The organism is Solirubrobacter soli DSM 22325 (genome assembly GCF_000423665.1).
GTDB classification, from domain to species: domain Bacteria; phylum Actinomycetota; class Thermoleophilia; order Solirubrobacterales; family Solirubrobacteraceae; genus Solirubrobacter; species Solirubrobacter soli.
Genome location: NZ_AUIK01000029.1, coordinates 13,635 through 32,932, shown reverse-complemented (window position 1 = coordinate 32,932; position 19,298 = coordinate 13,635). Strand labels below are relative to the sequence as shown.

The 19,298-nt window shown below is 73.8% G+C and carries 18 protein-coding genes; 9 read left to right on the top strand and 9 right to left on the bottom strand.

The genetic code is table 11. The annotated features are described in order from the left end of the window. The first annotated feature begins 4 nt into the window (after positions 1-4). The 5 genes from G569_RS0123515 to G569_RS0123495 all read left to right on the top strand — a co-directional run bounded on the left by G569_RS0123515 (position 5) and on the right by G569_RS0123495 (position 5,402). Positions 5-790, top strand: coding sequence for a response regulator transcription factor (locus G569_RS0123515; RefSeq protein ID WP_084285429.1), 786 nt, complete (start codon positions 5-7; stop codon positions 788-790). A 75-nt stretch (positions 791-865) separates the two neighbouring features. Further along, positions 866-2,383, top strand: a complete 1,518-nt coding sequence (locus tag G569_RS0123510) for an NAD(P)H-hydrate dehydratase (protein WP_084285428.1) — start codon at positions 866-868, stop codon at positions 2,381-2,383. Positions 2,384-2,396: 13 nt separating this feature from the next. Then, a complete protein-coding gene (locus G569_RS0123505; RefSeq protein WP_037498598.1) occupies positions 2,397-2,861 on the top strand; it encodes a CBS domain-containing protein in 465 nt (154 codons plus the stop codon). Further along, the gene (gene alr, locus G569_RS65485) at positions 2,861-4,078 is read left to right on the top strand and encodes an alanine racemase (RefSeq protein ID WP_028065236.1); all 1,218 of its coding nucleotides are present in this window, start codon (positions 2,861-2,863) and stop codon (positions 4,076-4,078) included. Before G569_RS0123505 ends, alr begins: the two co-directional genes overlap by 1 nt. Continuing rightward, on the top strand, positions 4,071-5,402 hold the full coding sequence (locus G569_RS0123495) for a CCA tRNA nucleotidyltransferase (RefSeq protein WP_028065235.1): 1,332 nt from the start codon (positions 4,071-4,073) through the stop codon (positions 5,400-5,402). The genes alr and G569_RS0123495 overlap by 8 nt, the downstream gene beginning before the upstream one ends. 103 nt (positions 5,403-5,505) lie before the next feature. Here G569_RS0123495 and G569_RS0123490 read toward each other — a convergent pair whose 3' ends face one another. Beyond that, positions 5,506-6,540, bottom strand: a complete 1,035-nt coding sequence (locus tag G569_RS0123490) for a LacI family DNA-binding transcriptional regulator (RefSeq protein ID WP_245602547.1) — start codon at positions 6,538-6,540, stop codon at positions 5,506-5,508. A gap of 124 nt (positions 6,541-6,664) precedes the next feature. Here G569_RS0123490 and edd point away from each other — a divergent pair, with 124 nt between their 5' ends. Both edd and eda read left to right on the top strand, forming a co-directional pair. Then, the gene (edd, locus tag G569_RS0123485) at positions 6,665-8,449 is read left to right on the top strand and encodes a phosphogluconate dehydratase (protein ID WP_037498595.1); all 1,785 of its coding nucleotides are present in this window, start codon (positions 6,665-6,667) and stop codon (positions 8,447-8,449) included. A 70-nt stretch (positions 8,450-8,519) separates the two neighbouring features. Beyond that, positions 8,520-9,125, top strand: a complete 606-nt coding sequence (gene eda, locus G569_RS0123480) for a bifunctional 4-hydroxy-2-oxoglutarate aldolase/2-dehydro-3-deoxy-phosphogluconate aldolase (RefSeq protein ID WP_157592270.1) — start codon at positions 8,520-8,522, stop codon at positions 9,123-9,125. Between the two features lie 4 nt (positions 9,126-9,129). Here the strand turns inward: eda and G569_RS62890 are convergent, their stop codons facing one another. Further along, positions 9,130-9,282, bottom strand: a complete 153-nt coding sequence (locus G569_RS62890; protein WP_157592251.1) for a lasso RiPP family leader peptide-containing protein — start codon at positions 9,280-9,282, stop codon at positions 9,130-9,132. A 56-nt stretch (positions 9,283-9,338) separates the two neighbouring features. Here G569_RS62890 and G569_RS0123470 point away from each other — a divergent pair, with 56 nt between their 5' ends. Then, on the top strand, positions 9,339-10,178 hold the full coding sequence (locus tag G569_RS0123470) for a hypothetical protein (RefSeq protein ID WP_028065231.1): 840 nt from the start codon (positions 9,339-9,341) through the stop codon (positions 10,176-10,178). On the opposite strand, the gene G569_RS0123465 is transcribed toward G569_RS0123470, so the two are convergent. The 6 genes from G569_RS0123465 to G569_RS50940 are packed head-to-tail and all read right to left on the bottom strand — an operon-like array spanning position 10,131 to position 14,582. Further along, a complete protein-coding gene (locus G569_RS0123465) occupies positions 10,131-11,375 on the bottom strand; it encodes an asparagine synthase-related protein (protein ID WP_028065230.1) in 1,245 nt (414 codons plus the stop codon). The two genes, G569_RS0123470 and G569_RS0123465, sit on opposite strands and share 48 nt — an antisense overlap. After that, positions 11,372-11,731 carry a lasso peptide biosynthesis B2 protein gene (locus G569_RS0123460; protein WP_028065229.1) on the bottom strand — a complete coding sequence of 120 codons (360 nt, stop codon included), beginning with the start codon at positions 11,729-11,731 and terminating at the stop codon, positions 11,372-11,374. The genes G569_RS0123465 and G569_RS0123460 overlap by 4 nt, the downstream gene beginning before the upstream one ends. Then, positions 11,715-11,990 (bottom strand): PqqD family protein, encoded by a 276-nt coding sequence (locus G569_RS0123455; protein WP_028065228.1) that lies wholly within the window; start codon positions 11,988-11,990, stop codon positions 11,715-11,717. The genes G569_RS0123460 and G569_RS0123455 overlap by 17 nt, the downstream gene beginning before the upstream one ends. Then, complete coding sequence (locus G569_RS0123450) at positions 11,987-13,000, bottom strand: nucleotidyltransferase family protein (protein WP_028065227.1); 1,014 nt, start codon at positions 12,998-13,000, stop codon at positions 11,987-11,989. The genes G569_RS0123455 and G569_RS0123450 overlap by 4 nt, the downstream gene beginning before the upstream one ends. Next, positions 13,000-13,830 (bottom strand): ABC transporter permease, encoded by an 831-nt coding sequence (locus tag G569_RS0123445; RefSeq protein WP_028065226.1) that lies wholly within the window; start codon positions 13,828-13,830, stop codon positions 13,000-13,002. The genes G569_RS0123450 and G569_RS0123445 overlap by 1 nt, the downstream gene beginning before the upstream one ends. Then, positions 13,827-14,582 carry an ABC transporter ATP-binding protein gene (locus G569_RS50940; RefSeq protein WP_053226872.1) on the bottom strand — a complete coding sequence of 252 codons (756 nt, stop codon included), beginning with the start codon at positions 14,580-14,582 and terminating at the stop codon, positions 13,827-13,829. Before G569_RS50940 ends, G569_RS0123445 begins: the two co-directional genes overlap by 4 nt. Before the next feature lie 86 nt (positions 14,583-14,668). Here G569_RS50940 and G569_RS58730 point away from each other — a divergent pair, with 86 nt between their 5' ends. Continuing rightward, complete coding sequence (locus G569_RS58730; RefSeq protein WP_053226871.1) at positions 14,669-17,092, top strand: S8 family serine peptidase; 2,424 nt, start codon at positions 14,669-14,671, stop codon at positions 17,090-17,092. On the opposite strand, the gene G569_RS0123430 is transcribed toward G569_RS58730, so the two are convergent. Continuing rightward, on the bottom strand, positions 17,065-19,272 hold the full coding sequence (locus tag G569_RS0123430) for a hypothetical protein (RefSeq protein ID WP_028065225.1): 2,208 nt from the start codon (positions 19,270-19,272) through the stop codon (positions 17,065-17,067). The two genes, G569_RS58730 and G569_RS0123430, sit on opposite strands and share 28 nt — an antisense overlap. Positions 19,273-19,298 lie beyond the last annotated feature (26 nt).

The following is a 19,298-nucleotide window of genomic DNA, read 5'->3' as shown; positions in this document are numbered from 1 at the left end:
ACGGATGTCCGATCCCCCGTGGGCAGAAAATTCCCCCACGCCAGCCGATGACATAGGTACCGTTCTGCGGGGCAGGACCGGACCCGGAGGCTCCGACAACATGATTGACAAGGACGACAACATCGAAGAGCCAGTGCTGCGGACCATCATCGCCGACGATGATCCCCTGGTCCGCCGACTGATCCGCGACACGCTTCAGCGCGCGGATGTGACAGTCATCGCCGAGGCATCGACCGGCCGGGAGGCAGTGGAGCTCGCGCTCTTCTATCGCCCGGACGTCGTCGTGATGGATTTCATGATGCCCGAGATGGACGGCATCGAGGCGACCCGCAGGATCTACGAGCATGATCCGTCGATCCGTGTCGTCATGCTGACCGGCGCGGGCGATGAGGAGCTCGGCCTGCGCGGATTGCGCGCCGGCGCCGCGGGCTACCTCTCCAAGGAAGTCGAGCTGGACGCGCTCCCGCGTGCGCTGAGGGGCGCGCTCGAGGGCGAGGCCGCGATCTCGCGCCAACTCGCGATGAAGCTCATCGAGCGCTACCGCGCCGCGCCGACCGGCGGTGCCGGCCTGCGCCCGGTCCGCTCGCGGCTGACCGACCGCGAGTGGGAGGTGCTCGATCTGTTGTCGACCGGTGCAACCACCGACCAGATCGCCAAGACCCTCGTGCTGTCGAGCGAGACGGTTCGCTCGCACCTGAAGAACCTCTACCGCAAGCTCGAGGTCAACTCGCGCGAAGAAGCGGTCCGCGCGGCCTCGCGCCTGCGCTCCCTCTCGGGCCTTCCTGCCTGAGCCGTTGAGATGTCTCGCGGGGATGAACCTCCCCGCGAGTCACGCTGGGTTGACGCCAGATAGCGTTCCAGCGACATGAGCCTTCCCCGCTGGATGGAGCCGCTCCTCGAAGCGGGTGAGATGCGCGAGGTCGACCGCTGGGCGATCCACGAGCGCAAGGTCGCGGTGACCGAGTTGATGGAGCGCGCGGGCGAGGGGCTCGCGGACGTGGTCGCGCGGCGCGCGCCCGCGGGGCGGGTCGTGATCGTCTGCGGCAAGGGCAACAACGGCGGCGACGGGATCGTCGCCGCGCGATTGCTGCGCCAGGCGGGGCGCGACGTCGAGGTGCTGGTGGTCTGGCCTCCGGAGTGGATGGGGGAGGACGCGCAGGCGCAGATCAAGAAGCTGCCGGGGGCGAAGCCCGTGCCGTTCGAGGCCGGGCGGCTCAACAAGGCCAACGTGATCGTCGACTGCCTGCTGGGCACGGGGAGCAGCGGATCGCCGCGCTCGCCCGCCGACCAGGTGATCGAGGAGATGGAGGCCGCCAAGGCGCCCGTAATCGCGTGCGACGTCCCGTCAGGGGTGGACGCCACGACCGGCGAGGTCGAAGGGCCGGCGGTGCACTGCCTCGCCACGGCGACGTTCCACCGGCCGAAGGTCGGGCTGTGGACGCGTCCGGGCAAGGAGTACGCGGGCGAGGTCGAGGTCGTCGACATCGGCATTCCGCGCGGCGGGCCGGCGCGGCCCGAGGCGGGGCTGATCGGCGCGACGGTGCTGCGGGAGGTCCCGCGTCGGAGCGCGGCGTCGACGAAGTTCAGCTCCGGCAACGTCTTCATCATCGGCGGCTCGCGCGGGCTGACGGGCGCGCCGTGCATGTCCGCGCTGGCCGCGATGCGCGCCGGAGCGGGGTACGTGACGGTCGGCGCGCCCGCGAGCCTGGAGCTGAGCTTCACGGTGAGACTGTTGGAGGCGATGGTCGTCGGACTGCCCGAGGACGGCGACGGGCACCTCGACGCGTCGGGCGTCGAGCCCGTGCTCACCGCGGTCGGCCGCGCCGACGCGGTCGTGCTCGGCCCCGGGCTGAGCAAGGACCCGGACGCGCAGGCGCTCGCCCGCGCGGTCGCCCCGCGCATCGACGTGCCGCTGGTGATCGACGCCGACGGGCTGAACGCGATCGCTGGCCGGCTCGAGGAGATCGTCGCCGGCCGCCGCTGGCCGACGGTCCTGACCCCGCACGCGGGCGAGCTCGGGCGGCTGCTCGAGGTGGACTCCAAGGACGTCGAGCGCTCGCGGCTGCGTCACGTGCGCGAGGCCGCGGCGATCAGCAAGGCGTTCGTCGTGCTCAAGGGCGACGACACCCTCGTCGCCGCGCCGTCCGGCCGGGTCGCGATCTCGCGCGGGAAGGCGCCGGGGCTGGCGACCGCCGGCACGGGCGACGTGCTGTCCGGCGTGATCGCCGCGATGCTGGCGAAGGGGATGCCCGTCGCCCAGGGCGCATGCGCGGGCGTCTACGCCCACCTGCGGGCGGGGCAGATCGCCGCGGCGCCGCACGGCCCGGACGGCGTGATCGCGTCCGACGTGATCGCGGCGCTCCCCGCGGCGCTCACCGCCTAACCTGCGGTTGCCGATGGCCCTCACCGTGCGCGACATCATGGAGACCGACCTCCCGGCGATCTATCCCGAGGACCCGATCGACAAGGTCCTGCACACGCTGCGCGACAACGACCTCCACGGGATTCCGGTCATCAACGAGGGCGGGCGCTGCGTGGGGATCATCAGCGAGGCCGACCTGGTGATGGGCGGCGAGAAGGAAGACCTTCACCTCCCGCACATCATCGAGCTGTGGGGCGGCGTGATCTTCCTCGAGTCGACGAAGAAGTACGAGGAGCGCCTGCGCAAGGCGATCGGCTTCGTCGCCCAGGACGTCATGACCGAGGACCCGATCACCATCCACCCGGACGCGACGGTGCTCGAGGCCGCCCGCGAGATCGCGAAGCACAAGCACAACCGTCTGCCGGTGGTCGAGCACGGCCGGCTGGTCGGCGTGGTCACGCGCATCGACGTCCTCGACGCACTCGTAACCCCGGAATAGTGCTTCGAGCTGAAGCGAGGATCGACACCGGCGCGATCGAGCGCAATTGCGCGAAGCTGGCCGCGCTGGCGCCGCTGTGCGCGGTGGTGAAGGCCGACGGCTACGGCCACGGGGCCGTCGAGGCGGCGCGGGCGGCGCAGCGCGGGGGAGCCGTGTACCTCGCGGTGGCGACGGCGAACGAGGCCGCGGAGCTGCGGGCGGCGGGCGTCGGAGGACCGTTGCTGGTCCTGGGCGCGCTGTCGCCGGAAGAGCTCGACATCGCGCTGGTCGCGGGCGCCGAGGTGGTGGCGTGGCGCGAGGACTTCGTCGCCGCCGTGGCGGCGCGCGCAGCCGCGCTCGGCGCGGGCGGCGCGCCGCCGCCAGGCGGGGTGCCGGCGCCGGGTGGTGTGCCGGCGCCGGGTGGTGTGCCGGCGCCGGGTGGTGTGCCGGCGCCGGGTGGTGTGCCGGCGCCGGGCGGTGTGCCGGCGCCGGGCGGCGCGGCGGGCGGCGCCCTCGCGAGCGCGGGCGGCGTGGGCGTGCACGTCAAGCTCGACACCGGGATGGGGCGGCTCGGCACGCGCGATCCGGCGGAGGCCACGCGGGTCGCCGAGGCGGTCAAGGCGCGCGGACTCCGGCTCGCGGGCGCGATGACCCACTTCGCGACCTCCGACGACGACCCCGCGTTCATGCGCGAGCAACTCGCGCGCTTCCTCGCGTGGGACATCGACGCCCCGCGGCACGCCGCGAACTCGGCGGCCGCGCTCGGCGAGCCCGCGGCGCGGCTGGACATGATCCGCTGCGGGATCGCGATCTACGGCATGGACCCGTTCCACCGCGACCCCGCGGACCACGGCCTCGAGCCCGCGCTGAAGCTGGTCTCCTACGTCGCCGAGGTCAAGCAGGCCCGAACGGGCGAGTCGACGGGCTACGGGCGCCGGTTCATCGCCGAGCGGGACACGTGGGTCGGCACGATCCCGATCGGCTATGGGGACGGGTTCCGCCGCGGCCTGACCAACCGCTTCGAGGCGATCGTCGGCGGGCGCCGCGTCAAGGGGATCGGGACGGTCTCGATGGACAACGTCACCGTGGACCTCGGCGACGAGCCCGTTCCCCACGGGACCGAGGCGGTCCTGATCGGCGACGGCATCCTCGCCGAGGATCTGGCCGCCCAGCTCGGCACGATCAACTACGAGATCACGTGCGGGATCAGCGCGCGCGTGCCGCGCCGCTATGCGTGAGGCGCTGCGGGCCGCCCGCGCCGCCCTCGAAGGCGAGGAGGCGTGGCTGGTGGGCGGCGCGGTCCGCGACCGGCTCCTCGGGCGCGACACCGACGACATCGACCTGGCCGTCCCGGGCGACCCGAAGCCGTACGCCCGCAAGCTCTCGCGCGCGATCAAGGGCACGGCGTTCGAGCTGAGTGGTGAGTTCGGGGCCTGGCGCGTGGTCGCGCCGGAGCACGCGTGGCACGTCGACATCGTCACGCTGCGCGACGGCGACATCGACACGGACCTCGCCCAACGCGACTTCACGATCAACGCGATGGCCGAGCCGCTCGCCGGCGGGACAGTCCGCGACCCGCACGGCGGCGAGCGCGACCTCGCGGATCGCGTCGTCCGGATGGTCTCGTCGCACGCACTGAGCGACGACCCATTGCGCAGCCTGCGCGCGATCCGCTTCGCCGTCGAGCTCGACCTCGGCCTCGACCCGGCGACGGCGATCGAGGTGACCCGTCAGGCCCCGGGGTTGGAGCGCGTCGCCGCCGAGCGCATCTTCGCCGAGCTCAAGCGGGTCATCTCCGCCGACGCCGTCCTGCGCGGCTTGGGGCTGCTCGACGAGCACGGCCTGACCGACATCGTGCTCCCCGAGCTCAACGCGCTCAAAGGCGTACAGCAGAGCCACTTCCACCACCTCGACGTCCACGACCACACGCTGGCGGTCCTCGACGAGGTGACCAAGCTCGATGACCCGTTGCTGCAAGAGCCGCTCTCGGACGAGCTCACCCGCGGCGAGGCGATGCGCTGGGCCGCGCTCCTGCACGACGCCGCCAAGCCCGAGACCCGCGGCGAGCTCCCCGGCGGGCGGGTGACGTTCCTCGGCCACGACGCGGCGGGGGCGCGGCTGGCCAAGAACGTGCTCGGGCGGCTCAGAACGTCGGCGAGGCTACGCGAGTACGTCGCCGCGCTGATCGCGCACCACCTGGACGCGGGCTTCCTCGTCCATGAGCGTCCGCTCGACCGCCGCACGATCTGGCGCTACCTCCGCGACACGAAGCCCTACAGCGCCGACATCACGCTGTTCACCGTCGCCGACCGCCTCGCCACCCGCGGCAAGAACGCCGAAGCGGCGATCGAGGCCCATCTCGATGTCGCACGGACCTTGATCGCCGCAGCGGCCGAGCCGATCCCGCCCCCGCTGGTCCGCGGGGACGAATTGATCGCGGTCGGCGTGGCCCCCGGTCCGCGGCTGGGCGAGCTCCTCGCCCAGCTCGATGAGGACCGGTTCGCCGGTGTGGTCTCGACCCGCGAGCAGGCGCTCGCGCGGGCGAGGGAGTTGACTCAGTAGGGCAACCGCCGGCGCGCTACGCCGGCCAGGAGAGCGCCGCTCTTGGCGCTCACGTAGATGCTGAACAGCACGGTGGTGATGCCGATCTCACGAGGTGAAGTCGTCATGCCTTCGAGGGTTGCGCGTGAACCTGCAGCGCAGGTGAAGGACTTGTGCACCCACATGAGTTTCGGTGCACGAACATCGCCTCGAGCCGTTCCGTGCGCGGCGGGCGCGTCGGATCCTCCAGGCGCGAGAGCAGCAACTCGACCGCCCGCGACCCGAGCTGGGTCGTCGGCTGGCGGATGACGGTCAGCCGCGGGGCGAACAGGTCCGCCCACTCGAAGTCGTCGAACGCGACCAGCGCGAGGTCGTCCGGGACGGTCAGCCCGCGCTCGGCGATCGCCCGCAGCAGGCCGATCGTCATGAAGTTGTTGCCGCTGACCACGGCGGTGGGCGGCTCGGGGAGGTCGAGCAGCATGTGCATCGCCTCGCGCGCCTGGTCGCGCTGCGAGCCGCCCTCGGCCACCAGCGTCTCGTCGAACGGCAGCCCTGCGCGCTGCAGCGCGCTCCGGTAGCCGCGCACGCGCTCGACGGTCGTGCTCAGGCCGGGGATGCCGATCGCCATCGCGATCCGCTCATGTCCCTTGTCGATCAGGTGCTCGACGAGCCGCGCGGTCGGCTGCTCGTTGTCGCAGCCGACCTGGTCGAGCGGCACGTCGACGAAGCGGTCGAGCAGGACGGTCGGGACCTCCTGCGCCTCCAGGTACGCCAGCGCGTGCTCCCGCGCGCCCGCTGTCGGCGCGAGCAGCATCCCGTCGACCTGGCGCTCGGCCAGCGCACGCACGATCAGCAGCTCGTGCTCGGGGTCCTCGCGGGTGTCGGCGAGCAGCAGCGTGTGCCCGGCCCGGCCCGCGGCCTGCTCGACGGCGGCGACCACGTCCATGAAGTACGGGTTGGAGAGGCCGCTGATCGCCAGCCCGAGCGACTGCGTGCCGCCGCGCGCGAGCGCTCGGGCGATCGTGTTCGGGCGGTAGCCCGTGCGCTCGATCGCCGCCATCACGCGGTCGCGCGTGCGCTGGCTCGCGGGGCGCGTCCCGTTGATCACGTGCGAGACGGTCGTCACCGAGACGCCGGCCAGCCGTGCGACATCCGCCATCGTCACCACGGGCAGGGATGTTAGGCCCTTGTGAAGCGGACCCACCCAACCGGGTGATCCGGTGCGCAAGCGGTTGCGCGCAAGCGCTTGCGGCTGTAGCGTGCCGGTTGTGCATCCAGTCGTCATGGAAGTCACCGCGCGGATCGCCGCGCGTAGCGCCAGCAGCCGTTCCGCGTATCTCGACCGAATCCGCGCAGCCGCTCAGAACGGCCCCGCGCGGGGCGATCTGGGCTGCGCGAACCTGGCCCACGGCCTTGCCGCGTGCGGCGCTGACGAGAAGCTCCACCTGCAGGCCGCCGAGCGGCGCAACGTCGCGATCGTGTCGGCCTACAACGACATGCTCTCGGCCCACCAGCCCTTCGAGCGCTATCCGTCGATCCTCAAGAAGGCCGTGCTGCAGGCGGGCGGCGTCGCGCAGATGGCGGGCGGCGTGCCCGCGATGTGCGACGGCATCACCCAGGGCCGCGCCGGCATGGAGCTGTCGCTCTTCTCCCGCGACGTCGTCGCGATGAGCACGGCGATCGCGCTCAGCCACGACATGTTCGACGGCGCGCTCCTGCTCGGCGTCTGCGACAAGATCGTCCCCGGGCTGCTCATCGGCGCGCTCAGCTTCGGCCACCTGCCGACCGTCTTCGTCCCCGCCGGCCCGATGCCATCCGGCATCCCCAACGGCGAGAAGAGCCGCACCCGCCAGCGCTACGCGGCGGGGGAGGTCGGCCGCGACGAGCTGCTCGAGGCCGAGCTCGCCTCCTACCACGCGCCCGGCACCTGCACCTTCTACGGCACCGCGAACTCCAATCAGCTCGTGGTCGAGGCGATGGGCCTGCACCTCCCCGGCGCGAGCTTCGTCAACCCCGGCACCGACCTGCGCCGCGCGCTGACCGTCGAGGCCGGCCGCGTCGCCACCCAGGGCTGCGCGCCGATCGGCGAGATCGTCGACGAGAAGGCCGTGGTCAACGGCGTCGTCGCGCTGCTCGCCACCGGCGGCTCGACCAACCACACCATGCACCTCGTGGCGGTCGCCGCCGCGGCGGGCATCCAGCTCACCTGGGACGACTTCGCCGACCTCAGCGCCGCGACCCCGCTGCTCGCCCGCGTCTACCCCAACGGCGCGGCCGACATCAACCAGTTCCACGCCGCCGGCGGCGTCGGCTTCCTGATCGGCGAGCTGCTCGACGCGGGGCTCATGCACCCGGACGTCGACACCATCGCCGGGCACGGCCTCGGCCGCTACCGCGACGAGCCGTACCTGGACGAGGCTGACGAGCTGCGCTGGCGCCCGGCCCCGCGCGAGAGCCGCGATGCGAGCGTCCTGCGCCCGGCGCACGAGGCGTTCGCGCCCGACGGCGGCATCCGCGTCCTCGACGGCGGTCTCGGCCGCGCGGTCATGAAGGTCTCAGCCGTCGCCCCCGAGCACCGTGTCGTCACCGCCCCAGCGCGCGTGTTCGACGACCAGGCCCACTTCCTCGAGGCGTTCGAGCGCGGCGAGCTCGACGGCGACCTCGTCGCGGTCGTCCGCCACCAGGGCCCGCGCGCGAACGGCATGCCCGAGCTGCACAAGCTGACGCCCGCGCTGGGCGTGCTGATGGACCGCGGCCATCGCGTCGCGCTGGTCACCGACGGCCGCATGAGCGGCGCGTCCGGCAAGGTCCCCGCGGCGCTGCACTGCACGCCCGAGGCCGCCGCCGGCGGACCGCTCTCCCGCCTGCGCGACGGCGACGTCGTCCGCGTGGACGCCGAGACCGGCCGGCTGGACGTCGACGTCGACCTGCACGACCGCGAACCCTGGATCCCCGAGCACGCGACGCACGGCACCGGCCGCGAGCTGTTCGCGGCGTTCCGCCGGCGGGTGGGCCGGCCGGACGAGGGCGCGTCGGTGTTCAGCGACAACGAATGGATCTACGCGTGAGGAGCCTGGAGAACCGCCTTCGAGGGACCGTCCTTTCGATTTCAGGCATCCCGGGGGTGTGGTCGTGAGTATCGAAGACATCGTCTCCCTCGCCCCGGTGGTCCCCGTGGTCGTCGTCGAGGACGTCGAGGACGCGGTCCCGCTGGCCGAGGCGCTCGTGCGCGGCGGCCTGCCCGCGATCGAGGTCACGCTGCGCACCGACGCGGCGCTGGGCGCGATCGAGCGGATCGCCGCCGAGGTCGAGGGCGCCGTGGTCGGCGCCGGCACGGTGACCACGACCGCGCAGATCGATGCCGCGATCGGCGCCGGCGCGCGCTTCCTCGTCTCGCCCGGGGCGACCCCGAACCTGCTGGACGGCCTCGAGGCGTCCGGCGTCCCTTTCCTCCCCGGGACCGCGACGGCGTCTGACGTCGTCGCGCTACTTGAGCGTGGGATCACCCACGCGAAGCTGTTCCCCGCCGAGGTCGTCGGCGGGGTGAAGGCTCTGAAGGCGTTCGCCGGACCGTTCCCCGGGGTCCGGTTCTGCCCGACCGGCGGCATCAACGCTGCGAACGCGCCGTCCTACCTCGAGCAGCCGAACGTGGTCTGTGTCGGCGGCTCGTGGATGGTCAGCAGCGACTTCGAGCGCGTTCTGGCGCTCGCGCACGAAGCCTCTGGTCTGCTTGTGATGCGCTGAAGGCCTACGGCGAGGCGTTCGAGATGGGCTGACCCATGAAGGTGAAGCCGTCGCTGCCGCCCCACTTCTTGTCCTGGGTCTGCGTCAAAGCATGAACGCTGCCGAGGACCGTCAGCGACGGTGCCTCGTACTGCTTCGGCTCAGGAGTGTGGTCCATCGCCACTACCTTCCTTTGTACGACTGTCACGATCAGGTTACGGTCATGATCAGCCGGTGACCACTGAGCAAAGGTCCAGACTCGGTGCCTATGGCTTCCGCCTCGAGGGCCTCGCCGACGCCGCCGGCCTGCTCGTCGAGGCGCCGCAACATTGGCCGTCGCTGACGCTCCGGCGGGTGGCCGGCGGGGCGCCGTTCACCGGTGAGTCGGTCACCGACGAGGGGGCGCGGCTGTGGCTCGCGGGCGGCGCGCTCGCGGACCTGCACCGCGCGGCGGGCCGCGCCGACCTGGAGGTTCCGCAGGGCACGACCGACGGCGCGATCGTCCACCCGTATCTCGCGCCCGTGGCGCTCGTGTGGTCGCGCTGGCTCGGGCGCGAGGGATTCCATGGCGGCGGGATCGTCGCCGACGGCGGCGTCTGGGCGGTCCTGGGCGAGAAGACCGCCGGCAAGAGCACGACGCTCGCCTGGCTCGCCCGCGCCGGGGTGCCCGTGTTCAGCGACGACGTGCTGATCGTCGACGGCGAGCTGGCGCTGGCCGGTCCGCGGTCGCTGGACCTGCGCGAGGAGGCCGCGGAGCGGCTCGGCGTCGGCGAGCTGATGGGCCGGGTGGGCGCGCGCGACCGCTGGCGCGTCACGCTCGACCCCGTGCCGGCGGAGCTGCCGCTGCGCGGGTGGGTGACGCTCGACTGGGGCGACGCGGTCGCCGTCGAGCCGCTGCGCGGCGCGGACCGCCTGCGGGCGCTGTTCCCCCACCGCGGCGTGTTCCTCGAGCCGGCCGTGCCGTCGGCGCTGGTGCGCTTCAGCGCGCTCCCGCACCTGCGGCTCGTCCGTCCGCGCGGGTGGGACTCACTGCCCGAGGCGGCCGGCCGGCTGCTCGACGCGGTCGCCGGCTGAGGCCAGCCAGGCCGCCTGCAGCAGCGTGAGCGAGTGCGGGTCGGGCGTCTCGGCGCGAAGCCAGTGCGCGCGCAGAGCGCCGGGGTCGACGAGCGCGTACGGCACGCCCGGCGGCGCGGCGGCGCGGCCGTCCCGCTGCGTGGCGCCGCTCGCGTTCGCGCCGCGTCCGTCCCACTCCGCGGCGCCGCTCGCGGGTGCGGCGCGTCCGTCCCACTCCGCGGCGCCGCCCGCGGGTGCGGCGCGTCCGTCCCACCCCGCGGCGAACGCCCGCGCGTGGGCGTTGAAGAACGCGCCGTCGAAGCCGGCCTTGGTCCGGCGCGCGACGAGCTCGGGCGGGAGCAGCGCGCCGGCCACCGCGGCGAGGGCGGCGTCGCGGCGGTCGAACGGTGCGGCGTGGGCGACCGCGGCCCACAGGCCGAGGTCGAGCAGCGGGTGGGCGATCTCGGCGCCCGCGTCGGCGGCCAGCAGCGCGAGTGCCGCGGTCCCGACGGCCGTGTAGCGCATCCCGCGCGAGTGCTCCATCCGGCGGCGGGGCGAACGCGGCGTCGCCGCGTCGTCGCCCGCCGCGGCCAGCCGCGCCTGACGGCGCGCCTCGTCGCGCAGCCACGGGAAGCCGATCGGCTGGCGCCGCGCGAGCACGGCGCGGCGTAGCGCGAACGGCGCGGCTCGCAGGGCGCGCCGCCGGACCCGCTCATGTGGGGCCGCCGCGGACAGCCAGAGCTCGTCCCCGCCGATGCCGGTCAGCAGCGTGCCGCCCGCCGCGAGCTCGAGCAGCGGCGTGTGGAAGTGGGCGTTGAACGGCCACAGCAGGCCGTGCCGGGAGAGCGCGCGGCGCGCGTACGGCCCGACGCAGTCGAGCTCGTCCCCGATCTCGACCCGGACCCAGTCGGCGAGCCCGAGGTGCGCGACCACGCGCTCCTGCCAGTCGGACTCGTGCGACTGCGGCACGTCGTGCACACGCAGCGACAGCGGCACGGGGTCGGGGACGCCTTCGCGGCGCGCGACGGCGGTCGCGGCCGCGAGCACCGCCGAGGAGTCGCGCCCGCCCGAGAAGGACACGAAGCAGCGGCCGCCACGCACCGCGCCCGCCACCGCGGCCTCGAGCGCCGCGTCCGGGGCGAGCGTCGCGCGCGGCAGCGAGGCTCGCGTCGCGCCGAAGACGATGCCGGTCGCGAGCTCGAGCGGCGTCAGACTCATGGCGCCAGGCGCGTCAGCTCGACGTAGCGACCGCCCGCCGGGAGGGTCTCGCCTTCCAGCCACGCGTGGGCTTCGAACGTTCCCTGCGCGCTCCCGCGGGTGCCCACGACGACGTCGCGCGCCTCGCCGGTCGCGAGCAGCCAGCGCTGCAGGACGAGCGCGCGTTCCAGGCACGAGGGCTCCTGGCGTGCCAGTACGAGCCGCACGGCGCGCGCCGCGGTTCCGCGGACCTCCGGCGGCGCGGGGACCTGGACGTCGCGCATCGCGCCCGCGCGCAGTTGCGCGCGGACCGAGCGCAGCGCGCGCCAGGCCCACAGGCCGGCGCGGGCGTCGTGGACGTCAGGCGGCCGGCGCACCTTCGAGCAGCCCGCGCTCGCGCAGCGCCGCGAGGAACGCCTCGGTGTCGGCCTCGGCACGCGCGGCGTCGATGCCGTACTCGGCCGCCAGCGCGGCGCTGAGCGACTCCTGCGTCGCGCCGTCGGCCAGCGCGCGCCACAGCATGCCGCCCGCCTCGTTGGCGGCCAGATACACGGCCGCGGCCTCGTCCAGCGCGACGATCTCGCCGTCGACGTCGGTCCAGGCGACGCCTTCGCCGCGGAGCTTGAGCTCGGTCATACGGGTCCTTCTCGGTCGAGGTGATCGGATCGCCGGAGCGAGCGGTTGCGCAGTGCGCGGCTCGAGCGGCGCATCTTGGTGCCCCAGCGCTCGTCGCTCCTGGGCCGGAGCGTCTTCGCGAGCGCGCGGGTGGCGACGGCGGGGGCCGCCGCGACCGGGTGGGCCGCGACCGGGCCGACGAGCCGCTCGACATGGGTCTCGAAGACCGTCCGCTCGCGGGCCTCGTGCAGGTGGCGGCGCCAGATCGGACGGCGCAGCGACCGTCCCTCGTCGAGCAGCACCTCGTCGATCGCGCGCGCCGTGGCCGTCCAGAGGCGCGCGACCCCCCACTCGTGGGCGACCGCGTCGGTCTCGTCGCGGCCGGCTTCGAGCATCAGCGCCGCGATGTCGACGAGCGAGCCGAGCCGGCTGAGCGGGTCGTGTTCCCACGCGTGGGCGGCGAGCAGCACCGCGTGGTGCGCGGCGGACGGCGCGACGACGTCCGGGATCGAGGCGAACGCCCCCGGCGCGGCGTCGGCGTGGAGCTCGGCGAAGCCCGGCGCGCGCTCGGTCGGCCATTTCGGGTGCATGTGCACCTCGATCGAGAGCGGGAGCCCGGGGCTGGCGAGCGGGCGCAGGTGATGGATGTCGACGTAGGCCGCGGGCTCGCCGACCTCGACGAACCCGGCGCCCAGCAGCGCGCCCTGGACGGCGTGGGCGTCCTCGACGAGCAGATCGAGGTCCTGCCACGGCCGCAGCCGTGGATGCGGCCAGCGCGAGGCGGCCTCCGGGCCCTTCATCACGATGATGCGCGCGTCCGTCGCCTCGCGCACCCGCCGCATCAGCATCGGGGCGGCGAGTGCGATCGCCGCCGCGAGCCGCTCCTCGAAGATCATGGACTCGGGGACCGTCTCGCCGCGGGCGCGCATCCGCGAGGCGGCGATCAGGTGCAGGCGGTGATGGTGCAGGTCCGAGAACCGCGGCGAACGGTCCGCGAGCTCACCGACGCGGTCCCACAGCAACGGGTCCATCAGTACATCCCCAGCGTCCCGCGGCGGCGCTCGCGCGCCATCGCCCACCGGAAGCAGAAGCCGCCGAGCGCGAGCCCGGCGAGCGAGAGCGGGACGAGCTTGGCGATCGTCGGCAGCGCCTCGCTCCAGCCGGTGCCGCCGATCAGCGCGTCGCGGACGCCGTCGATCGAGATCGCGAACGGGTTCCACTCCGCGATCGTCCGCAACAGCGGCGGGAGCAGCGCGATCGGGAACACGGCGCCGGAGATCAGCCCGAGCAGGGTGACGGCGATCCCGGTCACGTTCTGGCCGCGGCGGAACGTGACCACGAGGCCGGCGGCGATCAGCCCGAGCCCCCACGTGAACGGGAGGAAGCACATCAGGATCACCAGCGCCGCGGGAATGCCGCTCAGCTCGAGGTCGAGGCCGAACAGGAGGCTGATCGCGCCCAGCAGCACGGTCGCGCGGATCGGGACGAGGATCAGCGTGTAGGCGACCGAGCCGAACTGCAGGGTGGCGCCCGTCGTCGGCGTGGCCAGCAGCGCCTCCATCGTGCCCGTGAGCTGTTCCTGGCGCAGCGCGCCGGCGACCGTGTAGAGCAGCACGCCGGCGGTGAGGTTGACGACGAGCCCGATGACGACGAACGCCAGGTAGCTCGGCACCGTGCCGCCGTAGAGCGGCAGCGTCCCGGGGTCGACGAGCTCGGCGACGAAGTAGAAGACGATCACCTGCGTCGCCAGTCCGAGCACGTCGGCGAGGAACACGGCGCGGTAGGACAGCGCGATCTTCCAGTCGCGGCGGACGAACGCCGGGAGCTTGCGGGCCTCGGCGACGAAGCCGGCGGCGCTCATGCCGCGCCCCGCATGATCGCCATGTAGCCCTGCTCGAGCTCGGAGGCGTGGCGGCGGGCGGAGTCCGGCACCGCGCGGGAGGCGAGCGCCTCGACCGTGCCGTGGAACGCGGCCGCGCCGGCGGACAACAGCGTGACCTCACCCGCGAAGCCGCGCAGCTCGTCGAGCCGCTGCGTCGCCCACAGGACCGCCGTTCCGGCCTCGGCGCGCGCCGCGATCAGCTCGCGCACGGTCGCGGCCGCCTCGGGGTCGAGGTCGTGCGTGGCCTCGTCGACCAGCAGCACCGGCGGCTCGGTGAGCAGCGCGCGGGCGACCGACAGGCGCTGCTGCATGCCGTGCGACCAGCCGCCGACCGCGTCGTCGCCGCGGTCGCCGAGGCCGACGTCCGCCAGCACCGCCCGGGCCCGCGCGTAGGCCGGCTTCTTGCGCATGCCGTGCAGGCGGGCGAAGAAGGCGAGGTTCTCGACGCCGGAGATCCGCTGGTAGGCGGAGCGGTCGTTGGACGGGACGAACCCGACCTTGCCGCGCAGCGCGCGCGGGCCCTTGGCGACGTCGACGCCGGCGACGTGGACGGTGCCCGCGGTCGGCTCGACGAGCCCGGCGAGGGTACGCAGCAGTGTCGTCTTGCCGGCGCCGTTGGGTCCGAGCAGCGCGTGGATCTCGCCAGGACGGACGGACAGGTCGACACCGGCGATCGCGGTCCGCAGACCGAACCGGCGCTCGAGCCCGCGCACGTCGATGGCCGGAGTCATGCAGACGATGATCGAGCGCGTTCACATTCGCGACCCCCTGCAAAGGTCCAGGTACAGCCGACCCCGTCGCCGCGACGCTCTACCGCATGCGGGTTCTGTTGACGGCTCTCGTCCTGTTCGCGGTGTTCCCCGGCGTGTCCGCCGCGGCCGCCCGGGAGGACGCGAACGGCGACAAGATCTTCGACACCGTCGACCTGCGCGGCAGCGCGCCCCGGCCCGTCATCGTGGCCCTGCGCCAGCCCGCGACGGCGGGCCGCGTGGACGCCATCGAGGACGGAGTCGGCTCGCTCCGGCGGGCCCAGCGCCTGCACCTGGTCGACGCCTTCACGGCCGAGGCGACGCCGGATCAGATCCGCGCGCTGGCTGCGCGCGCCGACGTCGCGCACGTCGAGGACGACGCCGTCGCCGTCCCGTTCGGCGTCAGCGGTCAGACCGCTTCCGGCGTCACGCAGGCGCGCACCGAGCTCCCGGATCTGGACGGATCCGGTGAGACGGTCGCCGTGATCGACTCGGGCGTGGACCCGACGATGCCGGACCTCGCCGGCGGGAAGGTGGTCGCGTTCAAGGACCTCGTAGGCGGGCGGACGGAGCCGTTCGACGCGCTCGGCCACGGATCGCTCGTCTCCGCGATCCTGGCCGGCTCGGGGGCGAGCGGGCCGGAGGGACGCGGCGTCGCCCCGGGCGCGTCGCTCGTGAGCGTCAACGTCATCGACTCGGGCGGCCAGAGCAGCCTCGGCCTGATCGCGCAGGGCATCCAGTGGGCGGTCGATCATCGCGACACCTATGGCATCGACGCCATCAACCTCTCGATCGGCGACCCGACCGGCTGTGGGGAGGGGACCGACGTCGCCTCCAAGGCGGTCGACGCCGCGGTCGCGGCCGGCATCGTGGTCGTCGCGGCGGCGGGCAACGCCGGGCCGGGCCTGTGCACGGTCAAGTCGCCGGGGGCGGCGGAGTCGGCGGTGACCGTGGGCGCGATGGCCGACCCGGGCGCCGGCGGGTTCTCGGAAGCGTGGTTCTCGAGCCGCGGCCCGACCGCGGACGGCCGGATCAAGCCCGACGTCATGGCGCCCGGCTTCAACGTCGTCATCCCCAAGCCCGGCGGCGGGACGACGCTCGGCATCGGCACGAGCGCCGCGGCGCCGTTCGTCACGGGGGCGGTGGCGCTGCTGCTCGAGGCCAACCCGGCATTGACGCCCGCACAGGTCAAGAGCGTGCTCGAGCGCACCGCGGTCGACTGGGGCGTGCCGGGCCGCGACAACGACTACGGGTACGGGCGCGTCGACGTGTACGCGGCGCTCGCCGCGGCGGGCGCGCCGCTGGCGACCCCGCCCGCGGTGCCGTCGCATCGCGCATGGTCCGGCACATTGACCGCCGGCAACTCCGAGACGCATGACGTCGACGTCACCGACGCGGGCGTGCCGCTGGCGGTCACGCTGGACGCGGCGAGCCCGGGCTTCGGCCTCTGGCTGCGCGACGCGAGCGGGACCTCGGTGGGGACGATGACCCCGCAGCCGGGTCCATCGCGCCAGGGTGATGTCACGCTCACCGCGCCCGCCCCGGGGCACTACACGGTCACGGTCGCGGCGATCAGCGACTCCGGGCCGTGGTCGCTCGACGTCTCAGGCGCGCTCGCACCGGCCGACGCCGCCGCACCCGACCTGACCGTCGACCAGCTCACGCCGACCAAGGTCGGCGGTGCGGCGGGGACCGCTCCGGGCGACTTCCCGGGCGTCGTCGTGCGCGTCATGCAGGGCAACACGCTCGTGCGCCGGATCGGCGTCGCGCCGCTGCTCGGCCGCTGGTCCGCCGACCTCGCCCTGCCCGACGGGACCTACTCGATCACGGCCGAGCAGGGCGACGACGCGGGCAACGTGACCCGCACCGCGCCGCAGACGCTCGTGGTGGCGACACCGACGCCGACACCCACGCCGACCGAGACGGCCACGCCGACGGCGACGGCCACCGCGACCGCGACGGCGACGGCGACGGCGACGCCGACGGCCACCGCCACCGCGACCGCGACGCCCACCGCCACGGCGACCGCGACCGCCACGGCGACGGCGACCGCTACCGCGACCGCCACGGCCACGGCGTCACCGACGGCCACCGCGACCGCCACGGCGTCACCCACGGCCACCGCGACCGCCACCGTCGCCGCGACGTCGACGCCCGCCCCCGAGCCCACCGCCACGGCCGCGCCGACCCCCACGCCGCGCCCGACCGTCTCGCCCGCGGCCACCCCCGTGCTCTCGCTCTCGATCACCAGCCAGCGGCGCGCGACCATCCTCAAGAAGGGCCTCGTCGTCCGTGCCGGCTGCTCGACCCGCTGCGTGACGACCGTCTCGCTCGCCATCGGCAAGCGCGTCATCGCCCGCCGCAAGGGCGGGAAGGTCACCTTCCACCTCACCGCCGCCGCCAAGCGCGCCCGCCGTCTCACCATCACCGCCACGAGCCCCGGCGCGAAGCCGGTGACGATCATCTACTCGCTGGGCAGCCGTGCCTTGTAGTCGGCGGCGATGTCCGTCATGACCTCGGTGACGATGTCCTCCGGGGTGCGCTTGCCCACGTTGAGGAAGAACACGCGCTTCTCCGGCGCCATGTTCGCCTTGGCGTCGAAGTAGCGCGTCTCGATGTCGGCCATCAGGGTCTCGTCGTCCCAGGCGAGCATGTTGCGGATCCGGGGCGAGGTCGGCGCGCGGCCGGCGAGCGGCCCGCCCTCGTGGTAGAGGCTGATGTAGAAGTCGCGCTCGGCGAACTCCGCCATCGCTTCGGAGACGAAGTCGTTGCCGCGCAGCGGGTTGGCGTTCCCGAGGCGGTGCGTCGCCTCGTGGATGATCCCGCCGGCGATGTCCTCGGCGGACCCGCCACGCATGAAGATCACGTCCCTGGCCTTGTCGTAGAAGCCGCCCGCGTAGTTGAGCTTCTCCCACTTGGCGGGGCCGAGCGCCGGGCCATAGACGTCGATCATGGCCGCCTCGTTGAACACCCGTACGCGGCCGGAGCGGATCATCTCCCGCGCCGCGTCCGGGATGCGGCCGGAGACGTGCTCCATCAGCTGCTCCGCGGCGACCAGGTCGTTCTTGAACTGCGAGTGCTCGGAGAGGCCCGCGCTGAGGCGCCGGATGTGCTCGGCGACGTCCATGCCGCCGCCCGAGCGCGCGGTCGTCTTCGCGACCTCCTCGATCGCGTCGTCGGTGAGCCCGGCGACCGCCTCGGCGACCAGCTGCTGCTTGGCGGCGCCGGTCACGCCGACGCTCTCCGCCGCCGAGGCGAACTGGATCGCGGCCTTGACGTCACCCGCCTTGGCCGCGGACCACACGCCCTTGAGCGCCTTGTACGCGTGCGCGGCGGCGAACACGTCCGCGATCGCGCCGACGATCGCCATCGCGAGCGCGAGCCCGTTGGGCTCGTCGCCGGAGATCGCCTTGGCCTTGTCGAAGTCGGTCGCGTTGGCGGCGGCCGCGAGCGAGTACTGGTCGACGGTCTCGCCGAGCTGGTAGAGCGCGAGGCCGGCGCCGGTGGCGGCCGCGGCGGCGCCGATCTCCGCCAGCAGCCCGATGCCGAACGAGGGGATGGCGGCGACGATCCCGAGCCCGAGCGCCAGCAGCCCGAACAGCATCTTGTCGTGCTCGGCCTGCGCGGCCTTCTCGCGCGCCCGCTTGTCGACGAGCTGGCGTTGGAGCGGCGTCGCGGCCATCTGGTCGAGCGTCACCCGGCGCAGATGCGGCTGGCCCCAGACCGTGAGCCCCTGGCCGAGCTCGGGCCGCACCGTCTCGATGTTCTCCAGCCGCTCGGCGATCTCGCGCCCCATCGCGTCGCCGAGGTCGGCGTCGCTCATCGCGGCCAGCTTGCGCAGCTTCGGCGCCGACCCCGGCTCGTCGGCGAACATCGCCAGTGACGGCTGCGCGGCGACCTGCGGGCGGCGCGCCTGCTCGTACGCGTCCAACGCCTCCTGCCAGCGCTTACGCCGCGCCTCGGAATCCTCGAACAACGGCTTCGTGCTCAGCGCGAAGGGATCGGCGACCGAGGCCTTCGAGAACGCGTCGAGCGCCGCCGCTGACTCGCGGCCCGTCGTCTCGACCGCGGTCGCGAGCGGCAGCAGCGCGGCGGCCGCGGCCTTGAGCTTGGCGCCCTCGTCCTTGTTGCCGAGCGTGTGGATCGCCCGGCCGGGCACGTCGCCGCCGACCGGCGCTCCGCCCTGCCAGGCCACGCTCAGCCCGAGCCGCTCGGACTCGGCCCGGAGCTTGGCCTCGCTGTCGTCGAGGATGCCGCGCGCGGCGGCGATCCCCTGCGTCTCGAACGTCTTCAGGAACTCCTCGTGCTCGTGGTCGAGCTGCGCGGACGCGTCATCGAGGCCGCGGACGATGTCCTGAAAGAGCCCGGCGCGCTCGTCACCGGTGAGCACGCCCGGCGTCAGCGCCGCGCCGCGGAAGCGCCCCACGAACGCCGCCCGCGCCTCCAGCCCCTGCGCGGTCTCGATCGCCGTCAGCGTCTCGAGCAGCACATCGCGGTCGAAGCGCAGCGCCCTGCCCTCGAAGTGGATGACCTCAGAGGTGCCCGCCTCGGCGGCGCTGCGCATCAGCGCCGCCATCGCCTGGTTGCCCGCGCCGCCCGTCAGGCTCGGCGCCGCGGGGGTCGCCGTGGGAGCGGCGCGCTCGTCCGCGCGCTGGGTCTCGACCGTTCGCACTGCCTCCTAAGACGGCGCGCCGCGGC

Coding starts and splice junctions, on each gene's coding strand:
- edd (WP_037498595.1), top strand. CDS start 6,665: ATGGAAGTCACCGCGCGGATCGCCGCGCGTAGCGCCAGCAGCCGTTCC.
- G569_RS0123505 (WP_037498598.1), top strand. CDS start 2,397: ATGGCCCTCACCGTGCGCGACATCATGGAGACCGACCTCCCGGCGATC.
- G569_RS50940 (WP_053226872.1), bottom strand. CDS start 14,582: ATGACTCCGGCCATCGACGTGCGCGGGCTCGAGCGCCGGTTCGGTCTG.
- G569_RS0123450 (WP_028065227.1), bottom strand. CDS start 13,000: ATGGACCCGTTGCTGTGGGACCGCGTCGGTGAGCTCGCGGACCGTTCG.
- G569_RS0123490 (WP_245602547.1), bottom strand. CDS start 6,540: ATGGCGGATGTCGCACGGCTGGCCGGCGTCTCGGTGACGACCGTCTCG.
- G569_RS0123510 (WP_084285428.1), top strand. CDS start 866: ATGAGCCTTCCCCGCTGGATGGAGCCGCTCCTCGAAGCGGGTGAGATG.
- G569_RS62890 (WP_157592251.1), bottom strand. CDS start 9,282: ATGGACCACACTCCTGAGCCGAAGCAGTACGAGGCACCGTCGCTGACG.
- G569_RS0123445 (WP_028065226.1), bottom strand. CDS start 13,830: ATGAGCGCCGCCGGCTTCGTCGCCGAGGCCCGCAAGCTCCCGGCGTTC.
- G569_RS0123455 (WP_028065228.1), bottom strand. CDS start 11,990: ATGACCGAGCTCAAGCTCCGCGGCGAAGGCGTCGCCTGGACCGACGTC.
- G569_RS0123465 (WP_028065230.1), bottom strand. CDS start 11,375: ATGAGTCTGACGCCGCTCGAGCTCGCGACCGGCATCGTCTTCGGCGCG.
- G569_RS58730 (WP_053226871.1), top strand. CDS start 14,669: ATGCGGGTTCTGTTGACGGCTCTCGTCCTGTTCGCGGTGTTCCCCGGC.
- G569_RS0123515 (WP_084285429.1), top strand. CDS start 5: ATGTCCGATCCCCCGTGGGCAGAAAATTCCCCCACGCCAGCCGATGAC.
- G569_RS0123495 (WP_028065235.1), top strand. CDS start 4,071: ATGCGTGAGGCGCTGCGGGCCGCCCGCGCCGCCCTCGAAGGCGAGGAG.